The 1,841-nt window shown below is 45.8% G+C and carries 3 protein-coding genes; all 3 read right to left on the minus strand.

Annotated elements, in window-relative coordinates; all coding sequences use genetic code 11:
- The coding region (locus AC1M9N_RS14405; protein ID WP_481954962.1) for a thiolase family protein at positions 1-524 on the minus strand (524 nt) is incomplete at its 3' end.
- Between the two features lie 23 nt (positions 525-547).
- The gene (locus tag AC1M9N_RS14410; protein ID WP_180028014.1) at positions 548-1,201 is read right to left on the minus strand and encodes a 3-oxoacid CoA-transferase subunit B; all 654 of its coding nucleotides are present in this window, start codon (positions 1,199-1,201) and stop codon (positions 548-550) included.
- Between the two features lie 20 nt (positions 1,202-1,221).
- Positions 1,222-1,841, minus strand: a 620-nt coding sequence (locus AC1M9N_RS14415) for a 3-oxoacid CoA-transferase subunit A (protein WP_481954963.1), incomplete at its 5' end; no start/stop codon positions are given.

A 1,841-nucleotide genomic window follows, 5' to 3' on the forward strand; every position in this document is an offset into this window, starting at 1 on the left:
TTGAACTGTTCAGCCACGTTTTCAGCCGTTTGCGGCATGGTTTCAACACCATACATTTCTTTAAGCTTCGGGTTGATAAAACGCCAGCCCATGGTGGTGTCTTCAATCTTTTGACTACGACCAAATGCACTCTCAGATTTCCCCATCACAAATGGGGCACGTGACATAGATTCAACACCACCTGCCACAATCACGTCAGCTTCACCAGCTTTAATGGCACGCGCGGCCATTGCTACGGTATCGAGTGATGAACCACATAAACGATTGACTGTGGTTGCAGGTACTGTATAAGGAATCCCTGCTAAAAGCGCCGACATACGACCGACGTTACGATTATCTTCACCGGCTTGGTTGGCACAACCAAATAAAACGTCATCGACGACATTCCAATCCACAGAAGGGTTACGTTCCATTAACGCTTTTAATGGCACTGCACCTAAGTCATCCGCACGGACAGGCGCCAAACCACCGGCATAACGACCAAAAGGCGTACGGATGGCATCAATGATGTATGCGTTTTTCATAGTGTAAGATCCTAAAACCAGTCTTAAGCCTGAGTGGCATCAATGAGTTTGGCACCCGTCATCGATTGAAGCTCTTCAAAAGATAAGCCTTCAACTTTCTCAATGACTTTCATGCCATCTGCCGTCACATCAATCACACAAAGGTCCGTATAAATGCGGTCCACACATTTCAAACCTGTCGCAGGATAAGTCAGCTCAGCAACGATTTTAGGTTCGCCTTTTTTAGTGACATGATCGGTGGTAATAAAGACTTTCTTCGCACCCACGGCTAAGTCCATTGCACCACCCACAGCAGGGATGGCATCAGGTGCACCGGTATGCCAGTTTGCAAGGTCACCATTTTCAGCGACTTGGAAAGCACCGAGTACAGCGATATCTAGGTGACCACCACGCATCATGGCAAATGAATCACCATGATGGAAGAAAGCTCCGCCTTCTAGCAGGGTTACAAATTCTTTACCCGCATTAATTAACTCAGGGTCACGGTCTTCTTCCGCAGGGGGTGGACCAAAGGCCAATAAACCATTTTCAGAATGTAAAAAGACATCTTTGTCAGCAGGTAAGTAACTCGAGATTTTAGTTGGTAAACCAATCCCAAGGTTGACATAAGCACCATCAGGAATATCTTGTGCAACACGTTCAGCAATTTGATCACGGGTTAATTTTTGATAACTCATTTTATTTCTCCAATCTCAAATTACTGCGCAGGTTGAACTTGTACAACGTGTTGTACAAAGATCCCAGGGGTGATGATGTGTTCAGGATCTAAGGCACCGAGTTCCACGACTTCTGATACTTGTGCGATGGTGATATCTGCTGCCATGGCCATAATTGGACCAAAGTTACGTGCAGATTTACGGTACACCAAGTTCCCCCAGCGATCGCCCTTATGCGCTTTAATTAACGCAAAGTCAGCTTTGATTGGATTTTCTAAAACGTAGTCTTTACCTTCATAATTCATGGTTGGTTTGCCTTCAGCGAGCAAAGTACCAAAACCTGTTGGTGTGTAGATTGGACCTAAGCCCATACCCGCCGCTTGAATACGGCAAGCCAAGTTGCCTTGCGGTACAAGTTCTAACTCGATTTTGCCTGCACGGTAGAGTTCATCGAAGACATAAGAGTCAGACTGACGAGGAAAAGAACAGATGATTTTACGTACAGCGCCTGCTTGTAACAGTTTAGCCAAGCCGTAATCACCATTACCTGCGTTGTTGTTGACGATCACTAAGTCTTTAATACCGAGTTCAATTAAGCCATCGATGAGTTCAGCAGGCTGACCTGCGGTACCAAACCCACCAATCATAATGGTTGAACCGT

It is taken from the genome of Acinetobacter sp. ANC_7655, assembly GCF_056784015.1.